This window comes from Rathayibacter sp. AY1C4, assembly GCF_002932195.1.
Taxonomy (GTDB): domain Bacteria; phylum Actinomycetota; class Actinomycetes; order Actinomycetales; family Microbacteriaceae; genus Rathayibacter.
This window is the reverse complement of the sequence record NZ_PSWE01000025.1, coordinates 23708-40074: the sequence shown is the minus strand read 5'-3', so window position 1 is coordinate 40074 and position 16367 is coordinate 23708. Positions and strand designations below refer to the sequence as shown.

Sequence of the window (16367 nt, the reverse complement as noted above, 5' to 3'; positions counted from 1 at the left end):
AGGGGCCTCCCGCGGTGCGCCGGATCAGTGTAGACGGTGGGCGGGAGTGCTCTCACGAGCCGCGCGGAGCGGGCTCAGCGCGGAGCGGAGAGGGTCGACTCGATCAGGTCGACGAGCCGCCCGGAGCCGTCGCGGACTCCCACGCGGGCAGCCCGGCGCGCCATCTCGTCGCGACGGGCGGTGTCGCCCAGGAGCGGTACGAGCTCCCGCTGCACCCAGCCGGGGAGGAAGGCGGCGTCCTCGACGAGGACCGCTCCCCCGGCGTCGACGACGCCGCGCGCGTTGTAGCGCTGCTCGCCGTTGCCGACCGGGTACGGGACGTAGACCGCGGGCAGGCCGAGGGCTGTCAGCTCGCTGACGGTCGCCGCCCCCGCGCGGGAGACGGCCACGTCCGCGGCGGACAGCGCGAGGTCCATCCGGTCGCAGTAGGCGAGGAGGTGGTAGCCGGCCACCCCCGGGTCCGTGATCTCGGCACGGTCGCCCGTGATGTGGAGGACCTGGAAGCCGGTGGCGACGAGATCCCGGGCGGCGGCGTGCACCGTCGCGTTGATCCGTCGAGCGCCGAGGGAGCCGCCGGTCACCAGGAGGGTCTGCCGGGACGGGTCGAGGCCCAGCGCCGCCATCGCCTCGTCGCGGCGCGCGGCCCGGTCGAGCTCGGCGATCTCGCGGCGCAGCGGCATGCCGACCACCCGCGCGTGCGGCAGGGGCGTGCCCTCGAAGGCCACGCCGACCGAGCGGGTCGCGCGCGCGCCGAGGCGGTTGGCGAGCCCGGGGCGCGCGTTGGCCTCGTGGACGGTGAAGGGGACGCCGGCGCGGCGGGCCGCCAGGTAGGCGGGTGCTGCCGCGTACCCTCCGAAGCCGACCACCGCGTCGATCCGCCGATCGCGGATCGTCCGGACGATGCCGGCGATGGTCGCGCGGAAGGCTCCGGGGAACCGCAGCGCCGCCGCGTTCGGGCGGCGCGGGAACGGCAGCCGCGGGATCACCGAGAGCTCGTAGCCGCGGAGGGGGACGAGGCGCGCCTCGAGCCCCTCGGCGGTGCCGAGCACGAGCACTTCGTCGCGCGGGTTCCGCCTGCGGATCTCGTCGGCCGTCGCGAGCAGCGGATTGACGTGGCCGGCGGTGCCGCCGCCGGCGAGCAGGTAGCGGGTCACTCCGCCGCCGCCTTCCTGCGGCGCAGCACGCCAGCGCCGGGCAGGGGCGCGGTCTGGGTGCGGGCGAAGGAGAGGACGACGCCGATGGCGAGGAGCGAGCTGAGCAGGGCGGTGCCTCCGGAGGAGATCAGCGGCAGCGGGACCCCCAGCACCGGGAGCACCCCCAGGACGACGCCGATGTTGACGAACGCCTGGCCGATCAGCCAGACCATGATCGCGCCGGTGCTGATCCGCACGAACGGATCGGAGGACGCGTGGATGACGCGGAAGAAGGCGACCGCGAGGACCACGAACAGCGCCAGGACGACGATCGCTCCGATCAGCCCGAGCTCCTCGCCGATGATGGCGAATATGTAGTCGTTGTCCGCGGCGGGCAGCCAGGACCACTTGGCCTTGGAGTTGCCGAGGCCCACGCCGAAGATCCCGCCGGAGGCCATCGCCCAGGTGCCGTGCACCGGCTGCCAGCACGAGTTCTGGTACTCCTCGACGTTGGAGCAGTCGCCGAGGAAGGACATGATCCGGGTGAGGCGGTTGTCGCTGGAGACGGCGAACAGCACCGCTCCGATCGCGCCGACCACCACGATCGGCACGAGGACCTTCATCTGGACGTTCGCGTAGAAGAGCGCGGCGAGGACGATGCCCGCCATGATCACGACCGTGCCCAGGTCGCCTCCGATGAGGACCAGTCCGATCGCCGCGCCGCCGACGATCAGGACGGGGATGAGCGCGTCCTTCCAGTCCTTCGGCGACCGGTAGCGGCGGGCGAGCAGGAGCCCCAGCCAGAGGGCGAGCGCGAGCTTGATGATCTCGGAGGGCTGCATGCTGAAGGCGCCGAGGCGGATCCAGTTGCGGTTCCCGCCGACGGAGTCGCCGAGCGGTGTGAAGAGCACGAGGCACTGGAGGACGCAGCCGGCGATGAGCAGGATCGGCGTCACGCGCTTCCACACGCCGAGGGGCAGCCGCGAGACCACCAGCATCATCGGGATCCCGAGGAGGGCGAATCCGCCCTGGCGCAGGAAGCCGCCGAAGGAGTCGTCGCTCGACACGTAGGAGGTGACCGACGAGGAGGAGAGCACCATCGTCAGTCCGAACAGCACCAGGAAGAGCGTGGTGCCGAAGAGGAGGTAGAAGTTCGGCGAGTGGGAGGCGAAGACCTTCGACAGGACGATCCGCGCGGAGCGGGCCCCGCTCCGGTCCTTCCCGCGCGGCTCAGTGCGCGAGCGGCCCGCGGGGCGGCTCGTCGTCGGAGCGGTCATCGGCTCCCCCTCCCAGGTGTGTCGCCACGGCGGCCGCGAAGGAGCGGCCCCGAGCCGCGTAGTCGAGGAACTGGTCCATCGAGGCCGCGGCGGGTGCGAGCAGGACGACGTCCCCCGAGCGGGCGAGCGTCGCGGCGGCCTCGACGGCCGCCTGCATCACCGCACCAGTGTCGTCCGGCACCGCCTCGCTCACGGGGAGGGCGGGCGCGTGTCGTCGGAATGCCGCGAGCAGCGCCGAGCGGTCGGCGCCGATCACCACGGCGCCCCGCAGGCGGCCGACGTGCGCGGCCACGAGGGCGTCCACGTCGACGCCCTTGAGCAGGCCGCCGACGACCCAGACGACCGACGGGTACGCGCGCAGCGAGGCGTCGGCGGCGTGCGGGTTCGTGGCCTTGGAGTCGTTCACCCAGGTCACCCCGTCGTGCTCGGCGACGGCCTGGATGCGGTGGGCGTCGAGCTCGAAGGACGCCAGCGCGGTGCGGACGGCCGTGACCTCGATCCCGCACGCTCGGGAGAGCGCTGCCGCGGCGAGCACGTTCTGGACGATGTGCGGAGCGGCGAGGTTCCGAGCGGCGAGCTCGTCCACGGTGGTGATCTCGAGGGCACTGGTGCGGCGGTCCTCGAGGAAGGCGCGGTCGCAGAGGATGCCGTCGACGATCCCGAAGTCGCTCGGGCCGGGCACGCCGAGGCCGAACCCGATCGCCCGGGCGCCCTCCACCACCTCGGCGTCGAGCACCATCTGCTCGGTCGCCGCGTCGGCGCGGTTGTACACGCAGGCGACGCGGGTGCCGGCGTAGACCTTGCCCTTGGCTGCGCGGTAGGCGTCGAACGAACCGTGCCAGTCGAGGTGGTCGTCGGCGATGTTGAGGCACACGCTCGCGATCGGCTCGATCGCGCCCAGGTAGTGCAGCTGGTAGCTCGAGAGCTCCACGACGAGGACGTCGAAGCCCTGCGGGTCGCGGACCGCGTCGAGCACGGGCACGCCGATGTTGCCGCAGGGGGCGGCGCGGAGGCCGCCGGCCACGAGCATCGTCGCCGTGAGCTGGACGGTCGTGGTCTTCCCGTTGGTGCCGGTGACGGCCACCCATTCCGCCGGAGTGCCGTCGGCGCGCACGACCTTGTCGCGGACGCGCCAGGCGAGCTCGACGTCGCCCCACACGGGGATCCCGGACTCCGCCGCCCACACGAGGATCGGGTGCGTCGGCCGGAAGCCGGGCGACACCACGACCAGCTCCGGTGCGAACGCGTGCAGCTCCTCCGGAGCGGAGTCGAGGCGGTCGGCCCGGTGCAGGCGGGCGCCGATCACCTGGAGCAGGCGCTCGCGCTCCTCGTCGGCGCGGTCGGCGAGGACCAGCACCTCGGAGCCGAGCTCGGTCAGGGTGTCGGCCACCGAGAACCCGGTGACGCCCAGGCCCAGCACGGCGACGCGCAGGCCGCGCCAGTCCGAGTGCCAGCTGCGGAGGGAGTCGGGACGGGCGGGATCGGTCATGCCAGCGACAGCCATTCCAGGTAGAAGAGCCCGACTCCGGCGGCGACGAAGATGCCGGCGATGATCCAGAACCGGACCACGACGGTGATCTCGGCCCAGCCCTTGAGCTCGAAGTGGTGGTGGAGCGGGCTCATCAGGAAGATGCGCTTGCCCCGGGTCAGCTTGAAGTAGATCCGCTGGAGGATGACCGAGCCGGTCACGATGACGAACAGGCCGCCGATGAGGATGACCAGCAGCTCGGTGCGGGTGAGGATCGCCAGGGCCGCGAGCGCGCCGCCGAGGCCGAGCGAGCCGGTGTCGCCCATGAAGATCTGCGCCGGCGAGGTGTTCCACCAGAGGAAGCCCACCAGGGCACCGGAGACGGCCGCCGCGATGATGGCCAGGTCGAACGGGTCGCTCACCTGGTAGCACTTGTCGACGACCTCGGGGTTGAGGTGCTGGTCGAAGCACCACTGGTTCGACTGCCAGAACCCGATGATGACGTAGGAGCCGATCGCGAGGATCGAGGACCCGGTCGCGAGTCCGTCGAGCCCGTCGGCGACGTTCACGCCGTTCGACGTGCTGGTGACGATGATGCAGATCCACAGCACGAACAGGCCGATGCCGATCCAGCCGAGGGAGGCGAAGTCGAACGGCAGGTCGCGGATGAACGAGATCGAGGTGGACGCGGGGGTGAGCCCGTTGGAGTCGCGGACCATGATCGCGATCACCGCGAAGGCCGCGGCGACGATGACCTGGCCGGCGATCTTCGCCCAGCCGCCGAGGCCGAGGCTGCGCTGGTTGCGGGTCTTCAGGAAGTCGTCGACGAAGCCGACGAGTCCGAGCCCGACCATCATGAAGAGCACCAGCAGGGCCGACGGCGCGATCGCCCGGTTGCCGAACAGCATCCCGAGGAAGTAGCCGACCACGGTGCCGATGATGATGACGATGCCGCCCATCGTCGCCGTGCCGTGCTTGACGTGGTGCGACTTCGGTCCGTCCTCGCGGATGAACTGGCCCCACTGCAGGCGGTGGAAGAGGCGGATGAACAGGGGCGTCATCAGGAGCGTGAAGGCTCCCGAGAACGCGCCGGACAGGAGGAGTGCCCTCATCGGTGACGCTCCCCGAGACGGTCGGCGAGGAAGCGCAGCCCCGCGGAGTTGGACGACTTGACCAGCACGGTGTCGCCGGGTCGCAGGTAGTCCTCGAGGAGGTCGAACGCCTCGTCGGAGGTCTCCGCGAAGACGGACTCGCCGCTCCACGACCCCTCGCGCTCGGCCGCGACGTGGATCCGGCGGGCGCCTCGGCCCACCACCACGATCTGGGAGATGTTGAGGCGCACGGCCAGCAGGCCCACGCGCTCGTGCTCCTCGTCGGCCCACTCGCCGAGCTCGCTCATCTCTCCCAGGACGGCGACGGTGCGCCCCCCGGGCTTCGCGATCTGGGCGAGGGTGCGCAGGGCGGCCGCGGTGGAGTCGGGGCTCGCGTTGTACGCGTCGTTGATGACGCGGACGTCCTCGCCGCCCAGGACCTCCATGCGGCCGCGCTCGGCGAGGGTGACGGTCGCGAGCGCCTCGACGATCACGGGCAGCGCCACTCCGACCGAGAGCGCGGCGGCGGTCGCCGCGAGGGCGTTCATCACGTGGTGCTCGCCGAGGACGCGCAGCAGGAGCTCGGCGCGGGCGGCCTCGCGGCCCTCCCCGGCCGAGACCTCGATGGCGAAGCGGGTGCCGTCGGCGGTCGCGTCGATGTCGACGGCGCGCACGTCCGCGCTCTCGCCGCGGCCGAACCAGAGGACCCGGGCGGCGGTGCGGCCCGCCATCGAGGCGACCCGGCCGTCGTCGGCGTTCAGCACGGCGACGTCGTCGGCGGTGAGGTCGGTGACCATCTCGGTCTTGGCCTCGAGCGTGCGCTCGATCCCGCCGAACTCGCCGGCGTGCGCGAGGCCCACGGCGAGGACGACGCCGACGTCGGGCCTGGCCATCCGGACGAGGCGGCGGATCTCGCCGACCGCGCTCGCGCCCATCTCGGCGACGAGGAAGCGCGTCGACTCGGACACCTGGAGCATCGTGATCGGCGCGCCGACCTCGTTGTTGAAGGATCCGCGCGGAGCGACCGTCTCGCCGACCCGCTCGAGGACGGTGCGGAGGAGGTTCTTGGTCGTCGTCTTGCCGTTCGAGCCGGTGACGCCGATGACGGTGAGCCCGCCCTTCGCGCGGACGCGGCGGACGACCTCGGTCGCCAGCGCGCCGAGCGCCTCCACGGAGTCGTCGACGAGGACCTGCGGCACGTCGAGGTCGAGCGGGCGCTCCACGATGAGGAGCGCGGCACCGCGCTCGAGAGCGGCGGGAGCGAAGAGGTGGCCGTCGGTGTGCTCGCCGCGCTTGGCGACGAAGATCCCGCCGGGCGCGATCTCGCGGGAGTCGGTCTCGGTCGCTCCGTCGATCACGGTGGCGGCCGTGGCGGACGAGCCGGCCAGGTGGAGGCGTCCGGAGACGGCCTCGGCGATCTCGGTGAGGGTGAGGGCGATCATCTACAGCCAGCCCGCCTCGCGCAGCGCGTGACGGACGTCGTCTCTGGCCGAATACGGCATGTGCACTCCTGCGATCTCCTGGTGGTCCTCGTGGCCGGGCCCGGCGTAGAGGATCGAGTCCCCTTCGCGCGCGAGGGCGACGGCGGCGCGCACGGCGGCGCGCGGGTCGGCGATCTCGTGGATCTCCCGGTCGGGCACGGCGGCCCGGGCGCCCTGGAGGAGCGCGGCGCGGATGGCGGCCGGATCCTCCCAGCGCGGGTGGAAGTCGGTGACGACCACGACGTCGGCGAGGCGGGCGGCGATGGCGCCCATGTCGCTCCGCTTGGTCGTGTCGCGGTCCCCGTCCGCCCCGAACACCATGAACAGGCGGCCGGGCGTGATGGTCCGCAGCGCCTCGAGCGCGTTCTGGAACGCGTCGGGGGTGTGGCCGTAGTCGACGTAGACGCGCGGTCCGCGCTCCCCCGAGACGAGCTCCGCGCGGCCCGGGATGTAGACGTCGAGACGACTGTCCTCGAGCGCGTGCGCGACGGCGTCCAGGTCGAAGCCCGACTCCACCAGCATCACGATCGCCAGCGCGGCGTTGGACGCCATGTACCAGCCGATCAGCGAGACGGTGACGACGACGGAGCGGTTCTCGGGCCCCTCCAGGCGGAAGGTGGTGCTGTCGGGCGTCGCGTCCAGCACCGTCATCGACCAGTCGGCGGGCGTCGTCGGGGCGACTCCGACGACCGGAGAGCCGGCGAGCGTCGCGACGGGGATGCGGCTGCGCTCGGCGAGCTCGCGCCCCCAGGCGCTGTCGACCGTGACGACGCCGCGGCGTGCGCGCTCCGGCTCGAAGAGGTCGGCCTTGGCCTCGAAGTACTCGCGCAGATCGGAGTAGTCGTCGAGGTGGTCGTGGCTGAGGTTCGTGAAGCCGACGACGTCGAAGACGAGGCCGTCGATCCGGTGCCGCGTGAGCGCCTGCGCCGACACCTCGATGGAGACCGCGCGGACGGCGGACTCGCGCATCCGAGCGAGCAGGCCGTGCAGCTCGCTCGCCTCGGGAGTGGTCAGCGAGCTGACCACGGCGACGTCGCCGATCCGGCGCTCGGCGGTGGAGCTGAGGCCGGAGACGACTCCGAGCCGGCGCAGCAGCGCGTCGAGGATGTAGACGACGCTCGTCTTGCCGTTGGTCCCCGTCACGCCGAAGAGCGTCGGGACGTCCTCGCGGGTGCGGTGGATCCACGCGGCGACGTCGCCGAGGGCGGCCCGCGGGTCGGGGGTCACCAGCACGGGCAGGCCGCTGTCGGCGGCGAGCTCCGCTCCGGCCGGGTCGGTCAGCACGGCGACGGCTCCGGACGCCGCGGCGGCCGACGCGAAGGCCGCGCCATGGGCACGGCGTCCTGCGACACCGACGTAGAGGTCCCCGGACTCGACCTGGTTCGAGTCCAGCGTGACTCCGCTCACCTCGACGCCCTCGAGGCCGCGGACCGGGCCGAGGGAGAACTCGGCCACGAGCTGCGAGAGGCTCCGCGGCACGGGGTGCTCGGGGCGGAGGGAGGACTGCGGGCGAGGGTCGTGCACTGCCCGCTCTTTCTCTCGTTCTGGTGCGTGGATCGTGGTCCCGGCGGGGCTCACCACGTCGTCGGGTACTCGACGGGCGGCACCGTGGACGGCTCCACCCGGTTGGTCTTGAGCACCTGGGTCATGACCTGCTGGAAGACGGGAGCCGTCGCCTGGGACGTGTTCATCTTAACCGGATCGGCGATGGTGACCGTCACGACGTACTCCGGGTCCTCCGCCGGCGCGAGCCCGGCGAGCGAGACGGTGTAGCTCTTCGAGTAGCCGCCCTTGCCGTCGGGCTGCTGCGCGGTACCGGTCTTGGTGGCGATGTTGTAGCCGTCGACGTGGATGTCGTTCGCCAGCCAGCCCTCGTTGTAGTGCGTCTGCAGCATGTCGACGACCTGCTTCGCGGCCGAGCTCGACACCACCTGGGTGCCCGTCGCATCGGGGACGTCCACGACGGAGCCGTCGGCCGTGGTGCAGCCGTCGATCAGCTGCGACGGGAGCCGCACTCCGCCGTTGCCGAGCGTCTGGTAGATGCTCGCGACCTGCACCGCGGTCGCCGAGACGCCCTGGCCGAACATCGTCGTGTAGTTCGTCTGGTTGTCCCAGTCCTGGTAGTCGGCGAGCAGGCCGCCCTCCTCGCCGGGGAAGCCGCTCGTAGTGGGCGTGCCGAGACCGAACTTCTGCAGGTAGTCGTAGCGGGTCTGGGCCGACAGGCGGGAGCCGAGCATCGAGATGCCGACGTTCGACGAGTCCTTGAGGATGCCGGTCAGCGTGTAGTTCGTCGGGGTGTGCGCGAAGTCGTCGCTGAACGAGGCGCCGTCCTTCTCGAAGGAGTCCGGGACGACGACCTGGGTCGTCGGGCCCGCCTGGCCCTGGTCGATCAGCATCGCGGCCGTCATCGGCTTGAAGGTCGAGCCCGGCTCGAACGGCGCGCGGAACGCGCGCGAGCTGCGGTCGGCGGAGGCGCTCGCCTCGACGTTGTTGGGGTCGACGGTCGGCGTCTCGGCCACGGCGAGCAGCTTGCCGGTCTTGACCTCCTGCACCACGACGATCCCGTAGCTGCCGCCGACCTCGGCGACGCGCTGCGAGAGGACCTGCTGGGAGTAGTACTGGAGGTCGGAGTCGATGGTGAGCTTCAGCGTCCCGCCGTCGACGGCCGGGGTCTCCGAGACGGTGCTGCCCGGGATCCGGACGTAGTCGGCGCTGCGCTCGTAGCTCTCGGACCCGTTCTGCCCCGCGAGGCAGGTGTTCTCCGCGTACTCCATGCCCTCCTGGGCCGCTCCGTCCGCCCCGACGTAGCCGACGAGGTTGCCGGCCACCGCGCCGTTGGGGTAGCTGCGTCCCTGCTGGGTCTCGAAGTAGGTCCACGGGATGTCGAGCGCGACGAGCTTCTGGTAGGCCTCGAGGTCGAGCCCCTCCGAGAGGATCAGGTAGTTGGCCTTCGCGTCCTTCGCGAGCGCGGCGTCCACCGCTCCGGTGATCTGCTCGACCGACTGCCCGGTGATCGCGCCGATCTCGGAGGCGGCCTGCTGCACGCTGACCATGACCTTCTGGTCCTCGCCCAGCTCGCGCGGGAACTCGGCCACGTTCTTCGGCGAGGTCGTCAGCCGGTAGCGCGTGGTGGTGTCCGCGAGCACCGTCCCGGAGCGGTCCACGATGGGGCCGCGCTGGCCGTAGGTGACGACGCTGTTCGACTGGTTCTGGGCGGCCGCATCGGTGAGCTCGTTCGCCCGCACGATCTGGATGTCCACCAGCTTGCCGATGAAGAGTCCGACGACGGCGACGATGATGACGAACGTGACGGCCGTGCGGCGTCTGCTCGAGCGGTGGTGTCTCACTGCGGCGGTGTCCTTCTTGCTCCGGGCGGGCGGGCCGCCGTTCGTCGGGTCCGGATGGTCGTCGTGCGCCCCGCGGGGCGGGTGCCCGCGCGGAGGCGGACCGCGACGCCGTGCGTCAGTGCGTGATGGGCGCGGGCAGCTCGCCCTGCAACGGTACGGCCGCACCGTCGACAGCCGGGGAGGACGCGCTCGCGCCGGGCTGGAGAGCCGGGACGAGGGCGTTGGGCACGAGCGGCGCGGAGGCGGTGCCCGCGACTTCGCTCGACGCGGCGGAGGAGGGGTCGCCCAGCACGGCGCCGTCCGAGAGGCGGAGGTAGACCGGCGCGGTATTGGCGACCATGCCCAGGCCCTGCGCGGCGGTGGCGAGGTTCTGCGGCGAGCTCAGCGTGTCGACGGCGTCCTGCTTCTCCGCGTTGCTGCGGGTGAGCGATTTCTGCTCCGTCTGCAGCGCCGAGATCTGGTAGGCCCCCTGCGAGAGGCCGACGCTCACCAGGAGCTGGACGACGATGATCGCGAAGAGGCCGGCGACGGCGACGATCCCGTAGACGAGCTTCGGGCGCGACTGCGCCTGACCGGCCGGGACGGCCTCGATGCGGGGGCGGGGCGCCTCCTCCTCGGGGCGTGCTCGGCGGGCGGTGTCGATGACGGCGGGGTCGATGACGGCGGTGGCGCTCATGCGGTGCTCCTGATCCTCTCGGCCGCGCGCAGACGCACGGGTGTCGCTCGGGGGTTGCGGGCCTTCTCGTCGTCGGAGGCGAGCTCGGCTCCGCGGATGACGAGTCGGAACTCGGGTCGGTGCTCCGGCAGCTCCATCGGGAGGCCGGCCGGGGCGGTGGAGGAGGACGCGGCCTGGAGCGCGCGCTTGACGATCCGGTCCTCGAGCGACTGGTACGCCTCGACGACGATCCGCCCGCCCTCGTTGATCCGGCCCAGCGCGGCGGGGATCGCCCGCTCGAGGACGGACAGCTCCTGGTTGACCTCGATCCGCAGCGCCTGGAAGACGCGCTTGGCGGGGTGGCCGTTCCGCTGGATCGCGACCGGGGTCGCCGCCTGGATGATCTCGACGAGACGGCCGGAGCGCTCCAGCGGAGCCTCGCGACGGGCCTCCACGATCTTCTTGGCGTAGCGCGCGGCGAGGCGCTCCTCGCCGTACTCGTGGAAGATGCGGCGCAGGGCGGTCTCGTCGTAGTCGGCGAGGATGCTCGCCGCCGTGAGCGGGGCGGTCGAGTCCATCCGCATGTCCAGCGGCGCGTCCTTGGAGTAGGAGAAGCCGCGCTCGGTCTCGTCGAGCTGGAGCGAGGAGACGCCGAGGTCGAAGAGCGCACCGTCGATCGTGTCGATGCCCAGCTCGTCGAGCACGTCGGGCAGCTCGTCGTAGACGGCGTGCACGAGGTCGATCCGGGAGGCGTGGGCGGAGAGCCGCTCCCCCGCGAGCTGCAGCGCCTCGGGGTCGCGGTCCAGGCCCACGAGGTGCAGGCCGGGGAAGCGCTCGAGCAGCGCGAGCGAGTGCCCGCCCATGCCGAGCGTCGCGTCGACGACGACCGCCCCGTCGCGCTCCAGCGCCGGAGCCAGGAGCTCGACGCAGCGCTCGAGCAGCACCGGGAGGTGCCGCTCCTCGGTCGGGCGCGGAGCGCCCTTCGGAGTGTTCTCTGCCATGGCGGTCCCGCCGTTCCCGTTCCTGTCGTCCGATCCCCATCCACCTCGCGTCCGGACACCGGGGAAGGTGCGTCCGGGCGCCGAGTGGCTGGGAGTCGCGCGACAGGACCTAGAACAGGCCGGGGATCACCTCCTCCTGGGTGTCGGAGAACACGGACTCCTGCTCCTGCAGGTAGGTCTCCCAGGCGCCCTGCGCCCAGATCTCGGCGCGGTTGCCCGCTCCGATGACAGTGAGGTCGCGGTCGAGGCCCGCGTACGCACGCAGCGGAGCCGGGAGGGTCACGCGGTTCTGCTTGTCCGGCGTCTCGGCGCTCGCGCCCGAGAGGAACACCCGGAGGAAGTCCCGCGCCTGCTTGCTGGTCACCGGCGCCTGCCGGATCTTCTCGTGCATCACCTCGAACTCGGCCTGGCTGAACACGTACAGGCACCGCTCCTGGCCGCGCGTGACGACGACTCCGGAGGAGAGCTCGTCGCGGAACTTGGCGGGGAGGATCACGCGGCCCTTCTCGTCGAGCTTGGGGGAATAGGTGCCGAGGAACACGGACTGCCCCCCACTTCTTCCGGCCAAGGATGGTGTGTCCTCCACAGTACTCCACTTCCCCCCACTCACAACCCCGGCGCGGCGCGGGGCACGCCGGAGAGGCCCCGGTCATCCGCGTGTTTCCGCGGAATCGCGACAGTGGGGCGAAGTGGAGGGGGAAGGTCGCGGGAGGGAGGCCACGGGCACGAAAAAAGGGCCGATCCGTGAGGATCGACCCTGTGGTGGAGCGGAGGGGGGGGGCTAGCCGCGCCCGTCTCCGCGGTTGTCCCATCTGTCGTTCAGTCGGTCCATGAAGCCGGACCCCTGGCGGTTGCCCGAGCGGGGCTTCGACGGACGGCCGACGTCGGGCAGGCCGGGCTCGGCGGAGCCGCCGGCGGCCGGGCGCATGGCCACGATCACGCCGCCGAGCATGAAGGCGAACCCGAGGATGCCGACGAGGGGCTGGCGCACGACCACTCCCGCGACGAGCACGGCGAGACCGAGGATGCCGAGGAGGATGCCGAGCACGAGGGCCCGGTAGTTGGTGCCGCCGCGTCCCTTGCCGACCGCCGCCACGAAATCGGCGTCGTTCTGGTAGAGGTTCCGCTCCATCTCATCGAGGAGCCGTTGCTCGTGTTCCGAAAGCGGCATCGTGACCCCTTCAGGGTGCGGCGTCGACCCTTTCGGGGATCGGCACCGGAATAGGCGGCGTCTGGGCTCGACCGGTCGGGCGGCGATTCAGTGTAGACCGAGCCCGACACAGGCACCAGGCACCTTCGGTGCATAGGCTGGTCGGGTGAACCACAGCTCTCGACTGGTCGATCGCGTCCAGCTCCGAATCGATGAATTCCTCACCGGGCGCACGCCAATTCTGCGCTCCATAGGAGAGGACGTCTCCGCCCTCGGCGACCTTTCGCGGGACTTTCTCAGCGGGGGCAAGCGGTTCCGCGCGCGCTTCTGCGAGGCGGGCTGGAACGCGGTGTCGAGCACCTCGAGCGAGGCCCATCCGAGCGGCTCCGATCCGATCGCGAGGGTGGGCGCCGGGCTGGAGCTGTTCCACGCCGCCGCCCTTGTCCACGACGACGTGATCGACAACTCCGACACCCGCCGCGGGGCTCCCGCGGCCCACCGGCGCTTCTCCTCCTTCCACGCCGACGGCGGCTGGACCGGCGACCGCGACGAGTTCGGCCGCTCCTCCGCGATCCTCCTCGGCGACCTCCTCCTGGTCTGGTCGGACGAGATCTTCGCCGCGGCGGAGTGGTCGCTCGGGGATCGAGTCGCAGCCGAGCGCGCGCGCGCGGAGTTCAACCTGATGCGCACCGAGGTCACGCTGGGCCAGTACCTCGACATCCTCGAGGAGAGCGCGTGGGTGCAGCACCCCGAGCACGAGCACCTGCAGCGGGCGGAGCGGGTGGTGGTCTACAAGAGCGCGAAGTACAGCATCGAGGCGCCGCTGGTGATCGGCGGCTCCCTCGCCGGCGGCGACGACGCTCAGCTGGACGCCCTGCGCCGCTTCGGGCTCCCGGTCGGGATCGCCTTCCAGCTGCGCGACGACGTCCTCGGAGTCTTCGGCGACCCGGCAGTGACGGGCAAGCCGGCCGGCGACGATCTGCGGGAGGGCAAGCGCACCGTGCTGCTCGGCCTCGCCCGCGGCGCGTGCTCGCCGGGCGAGCGGGCCGAGCTCGACGCGGTCGTGGGCCGGAACGACGCCGACGCGGCGTCCATCGCGCGGGCGCAGGAGATCATCGCGGGCAGCGGCGCCCTCGAGCGGCTCGAGGAGCGCATCGACCAGGAGGTGGCCGCGGCGATCGCGGTCCTCCCCGACGCGCCGCTCCGCACGGAGGGCGTGGCGGAGCTGCGCGAGCTGGCCGCCCAGGTCACGGTCCGCACCTCCTAGGAGCGGACCGGCGGGATCAGGCCAGGGCCTGGGCGACCCGCCGGACCTCGGCCTTGCGGCCGGCGCGGAGGGCGACGATCGGGCTCGTGCCCAGGCTCTCCTCGACCGTCAGCATCCAGTCGACCGCCTCGTCGTCGGTGAAGCCGGAGTCGGCGAGCAGGATCGCGGTGCCGCGGATCTCGCTCATCGGCTCCCCGTCGCGGAGGAAGAGGGCGGGGACCTTCAGCACGCCGTCGCGGCGGGTGCCGAGCAGGTGGCGCTCCTCGAGGAGGCGGCGGACCCGGCCGGCGCCGAGCCCGGTCAGCTCCACGAGGTCGGGGACGGTCAGCCACTCGAGCTCGGAATCGGTCGAGGTGGCGGGGGAAGCGGACGAGTCGGTCACGCGTCAAGACTGCCACGAGCCCGGAGGGCCGCCAACTGCGGGCGCCCCGGAGAAGGAGTCGGGCCCGTCCTGCGCCGCCCGGGCGTCGCTCACCGGTTCCCCCGGGGGTCTTGCCTAGACTCGTCGCGTGACCACCAGCCAGCTCGACCCTCTCCTCGGCCGTCTCGTCGACGGCCGGTACGAGGTGCGCTCGAGGATCGCCCGCGGCGGCATGGCGACGGTCTACCTCGCGCACGATCAGCGTCTCGAGCGCCGCGTGGCGATGAAGGTCATGCACGGCCACCTCTCCGACGACGCGACGTTCAAGAACCGCTTCGTCCAGGAGGCGCGCTCCGCCGCCCGTCTCGCCCACCCGAACGTGGTCAGCGTCTTCGACCAGGGCCAGGACTCGGACATGGCCTACCTGGTGATGGAGTACCTCCCCGGGATCACCCTGCGCGACCTGCTCAAGGAGCGCGGCCGGCTGACCGCCCAGCAGGTCGTCGACATCATGCACTCCGTGCTCTCGGGTCTCGCCGCCGCGCACCGCGCCGGGATCCTCCACCGCGACCTCAAGCCCGAGAACGTGCTCCTCGCCGACGACGGCCGGATCAAGATCGGCGACTTCGGCCTCGCGCGCGCCGCCTCCGCCAACACCGCCTCCGGTCAGGCCCTCCTCGGCACGATCGCCTACCTCTCCCCCGAGCTGGTCACGCGGGGCACCGCCGACACCCGCAGCGACATCTACGCCATCGGGATCATGATCTACGAGATGCTCACCGGAGAGCAGCCCTTCACGGGCGAGCAGCCGATGCAGATCGCGTACCAGCACGCGAACGACTCCGTCCCGTACCCCAGCGCGACGGTCGCCTCCGTCCCCACCTCGCTCGACGAGCTCGTCCTCTGGGCGACCGAGCGCGACCCGGACATGCGGCCCCGCGACGCCGGTGTCATGCTCGCGCAGCTGCTCGAGGCCGAGCGGCTCATGGGCATCACACCGAGCGACCGCCGCGGCGACACGCAGGCGGTCACCCCGCTCCCGGCGCCCGTCGCCGATCCGGCGCCCGCGACGGCCGTCTTCGATCCGGCGGAGCCCGGGCAGACCTCGGTCTTCGACCCGGCGCCGGCGCCCGGAGCGGTACTCGTGGTCGACGAGGACGACGACACCGTCGCCCGGCTCGCGAGCAGGCGCCGCGTCCGACGGCGTCGCGGCGTCCTGCTCACGGTGGTCGTGCTCCTCCTGGCGCTCATCGGCGGCGGGACGGCCTGGTGGTTCGGCGAGGGACCCGGCGCGATCGTGTCGATCCCGGACGTCGTCAGCCAGTCGCAGCAGGACGCGACGGCCCAGCTGCAGGCGCAGGGCTTCGAGGTGCAGCCGCAGGAGACGCCCGACCTCACCGTGCCCGCGGGGACGGTGGTGAGCTCCGATCCGCCCGGCGGGCAGGGGGTGCACAAGGGCTCCGTCATCACGCTGACCGTCTCGAGCGGGCCGCGCCAGCTGCCGGTCCCGTCTCTCGCCGGCCTCTCGGAGGCCGACGCTGCCGCCGCGGTGACGGGCGGCTCCTTCACCGTCGGCGACGTCTCGAAGATCTTCGACGCCGACGTCGACGCCGGTGTGGTCGTCTCCGCCTCGCTGCCGGACGGATCGGCGCTGCCCGAGACGATGTCCGAGACCAGCACCATCGCGATGGTGGTGAGCCTCGGACCGATCCCGAACGTCGTCGGCCTCTCGATCGACGACGCGACGGCGAAGGCGGAGGCGGCCGGTCTCGCCCTCGACCGCAGCGGCGAGGACTGGAGCGACACCGTGGCCGCGGGCGTCGTCCTCACGCAGGCGAACCCGGAGGCGCCCGCCGTGACCGGCGGCACCGTCTCGGTCGTCGTGTCGAAGGGGCCCGAGCCCGTCGCCGTGCCGAACGTCGTGGGGATGAACCGCGACGAGGCGAAGGCGGCCCTCGAGGCGGCGGACCTGTCGTGGAGCTACTCCCTGACGACGCTCGGCCCGCTGATCGACGCGGCGCCGAACGAGCTGACCAAGGTCACGAACCAGTCCAACAAGGCCGGCGATCTCGTGCAGCGCGGCACGACGATCCAGCTGTCGATCACCATCACGACCTGACGCCGCCGGTCGAGCCC

The 16367-nt window shown here is 72.0% G+C and carries 14 protein-coding genes; 2 read left to right on the top strand and 12 right to left on the bottom strand.

Annotation, left to right across the window (positions count from 1 at the left end; genetic code table 11):
• Positions 1-74: 74 nt before the first annotated feature.
• The 11 genes from murG to C5C99_RS12740 form a co-directional block, all read right to left on the bottom strand.
• Positions 75-1154, bottom strand: a complete 1080-nt coding sequence (murG, locus tag C5C99_RS12790; RefSeq protein WP_104273472.1) for an undecaprenyldiphospho-muramoylpentapeptide beta-N-acetylglucosaminyltransferase — start codon at positions 1152-1154, stop codon at positions 75-77.
• Positions 1151-2410, bottom strand: coding sequence for a putative lipid II flippase FtsW (ftsW, locus tag C5C99_RS12785; RefSeq protein WP_104222593.1), 1260 nt, complete (start codon positions 2408-2410; stop codon positions 1151-1153). Before ftsW ends, murG begins: the two co-directional genes overlap by 4 nt.
• The gene (murD, locus tag C5C99_RS12780; RefSeq protein WP_258063697.1) at positions 2364-3914 is read right to left on the bottom strand and encodes a UDP-N-acetylmuramoyl-L-alanine--D-glutamate ligase; all 1551 of its coding nucleotides are present in this window, start codon (positions 3912-3914) and stop codon (positions 2364-2366) included. The genes ftsW and murD overlap by 47 nt, the downstream gene beginning before the upstream one ends.
• The gene (gene mraY / locus C5C99_RS12775) at positions 3896-4990 is read right to left on the bottom strand and encodes a phospho-N-acetylmuramoyl-pentapeptide-transferase (RefSeq protein ID WP_104222591.1); all 1095 of its coding nucleotides are present in this window, start codon (positions 4988-4990) and stop codon (positions 3896-3898) included. The genes murD and mraY overlap by 19 nt, the downstream gene beginning before the upstream one ends.
• Positions 4987-6411, bottom strand: coding sequence for a UDP-N-acetylmuramoyl-tripeptide--D-alanyl-D-alanine ligase (gene murF / locus C5C99_RS12770; RefSeq protein WP_104340193.1), 1425 nt, complete (start codon positions 6409-6411; stop codon positions 4987-4989). The genes mraY and murF overlap by 4 nt, the downstream gene beginning before the upstream one ends.
• A complete protein-coding gene (locus tag C5C99_RS12765; RefSeq protein ID WP_104238697.1) occupies positions 6412-7974 on the bottom strand; it encodes a Mur ligase family protein in 1563 nt (520 codons plus the stop codon).
• A gap of 50 nt (positions 7975-8024) precedes the next feature.
• The gene (locus C5C99_RS12760; RefSeq protein WP_244229623.1) at positions 8025-9797 is read right to left on the bottom strand and encodes a penicillin-binding protein 2; all 1773 of its coding nucleotides are present in this window, start codon (positions 9795-9797) and stop codon (positions 8025-8027) included.
• Positions 9798-9912: 115 nt separating this feature from the next.
• Positions 9913-10473, bottom strand: a complete 561-nt coding sequence (locus C5C99_RS12755) for a hypothetical protein (RefSeq protein WP_104222588.1) — start codon at positions 10471-10473, stop codon at positions 9913-9915.
• On the bottom strand, positions 10470-11453 hold the full coding sequence (gene rsmH / locus C5C99_RS12750) for a 16S rRNA (cytosine(1402)-N(4))-methyltransferase RsmH (RefSeq protein ID WP_104225374.1): 984 nt from the start codon (positions 11451-11453) through the stop codon (positions 10470-10472). Before rsmH ends, C5C99_RS12755 begins: the two co-directional genes overlap by 4 nt.
• Positions 11454-11562: 109 nt before the next feature.
• Positions 11563-11994 carry a division/cell wall cluster transcriptional repressor MraZ gene (mraZ, locus tag C5C99_RS12745; protein WP_104222586.1) on the bottom strand — a complete coding sequence of 144 codons (432 nt, stop codon included), beginning with the start codon at positions 11992-11994 and terminating at the stop codon, positions 11563-11565.
• A 240-nt stretch (positions 11995-12234) separates the two neighbouring features.
• Positions 12235-12624, bottom strand: coding sequence for a DUF3040 domain-containing protein (locus C5C99_RS12740; protein WP_104222585.1), 390 nt, complete (start codon positions 12622-12624; stop codon positions 12235-12237).
• A gap of 145 nt (positions 12625-12769) precedes the next feature.
• Here C5C99_RS12740 and C5C99_RS12735 point away from each other — a divergent pair, with 145 nt between their 5' ends.
• On the top strand, positions 12770-13870 hold the full coding sequence (locus C5C99_RS12735) for a polyprenyl synthetase family protein (protein WP_104238695.1): 1101 nt from the start codon (positions 12770-12772) through the stop codon (positions 13868-13870).
• 16 nt (positions 13871-13886) lie between these two features.
• Here the strand turns inward: C5C99_RS12735 and C5C99_RS12730 are convergent, their stop codons facing one another.
• The gene (locus C5C99_RS12730; RefSeq protein WP_104222583.1) at positions 13887-14252 is read right to left on the bottom strand and encodes an Rv2175c family DNA-binding protein; all 366 of its coding nucleotides are present in this window, start codon (positions 14250-14252) and stop codon (positions 13887-13889) included.
• A gap of 127 nt (positions 14253-14379) precedes the next feature.
• Between C5C99_RS12730 and pknB the strand changes: the two genes are divergently transcribed.
• A complete protein-coding gene (gene pknB, locus C5C99_RS12725; protein ID WP_104340192.1) occupies positions 14380-16350 on the top strand; it encodes a Stk1 family PASTA domain-containing Ser/Thr kinase in 1971 nt (656 codons plus the stop codon).
• Positions 16351-16367: the final 17 nt, after the last annotated feature.

What these genes read in the sequence shown, in the direction of transcription:
- ftsW (WP_104222593.1), bottom strand. Translation starts at nt 2,410, where the DNA reads ATGACCGCTCCGACGACGAGCCGCCCCGCGGGCCGCTCGCGCACTGAG.
- murD (WP_258063697.1), bottom strand. Translation starts at nt 3,914, where the DNA reads ATGGCTGTCGCTGGCATGACCGATCCCGCCCGTCCCGACTCCCTCCGC.
- mraY (WP_104222591.1), bottom strand. Translation starts at nt 4,990, where the DNA reads ATGAGGGCACTCCTCCTGTCCGGCGCGTTCTCGGGAGCCTTCACGCTC.
- murF (WP_104340193.1), bottom strand. Translation starts at nt 6,411, where the DNA reads ATGATCGCCCTCACCCTCACCGAGATCGCCGAGGCCGTCTCCGGACGC.
- C5C99_RS12755 (WP_104222588.1), bottom strand. Translation starts at nt 10,473, where the DNA reads ATGAGCGCCACCGCCGTCATCGACCCCGCCGTCATCGACACCGCCCGC.
- rsmH (WP_104225374.1), bottom strand. Translation starts at nt 11,453, where the DNA reads ATGGCAGAGAACACTCCGAAGGGCGCTCCGCGCCCGACCGAGGAGCGG.
- C5C99_RS12740 (WP_104222585.1), bottom strand. Translation starts at nt 12,624, where the DNA reads ATGCCGCTTTCGGAACACGAGCAACGGCTCCTCGATGAGATGGAGCGG.